The sequence below is a fragment of the Enterobacter sp. PTB genome (assembly GCF_051130085.1).
Taxonomy (GTDB): domain Bacteria; phylum Pseudomonadota; class Gammaproteobacteria; order Enterobacterales; family Enterobacteriaceae; genus Enterobacter; species Enterobacter ludwigii.
In genome coordinates this window covers 1-321 of the sequence record NZ_JBDKEE010000157.1, presented here as the reverse complement: position 1 = coordinate 321, position 321 = coordinate 1, and the positions used below count along the sequence as shown (strand labels likewise).

Genomic DNA, 321 nt, shown 5'->3' with positions numbered 1-321 from the left:
CCGTAGTCGTCTATCGTCAGATCGTAGCGGTCGCCGTATTGCTGACGCATAAATTCTTCGAAAGATAACTGCACTGGTGTTCTTTTCATCAGTACCCCTGAGCTCTGGTTTTTCTGTTGGCAGCTTTACTGTCAGACTGCGGGTGTTCTTCCATTGGTATGGTGGTCACGATGGCCTGACGGTGTACTGATGGCTTAACGAGGAAGACCGCCTTACCGTTCGTCAGCGCCCATCCGCCTTCACGACTACACCTGGCTACGCAGGCGCAGACTTTTCGCGATAACCCCTTGCGGTTGATATCGAACAAACCCGCGCTGCCCA

1 pseudogene is annotated in these 321 nt (G+C 53.3%); it reads right to left on the bottom strand.

Annotated features, from left to right (window positions below):
• Window positions 1-88: 88 nt before the first annotated feature.
• A pseudogene (locus AAIR21_RS28070) lies at window positions 89-321 on the bottom strand (hypothetical protein); the annotation flags it as partial.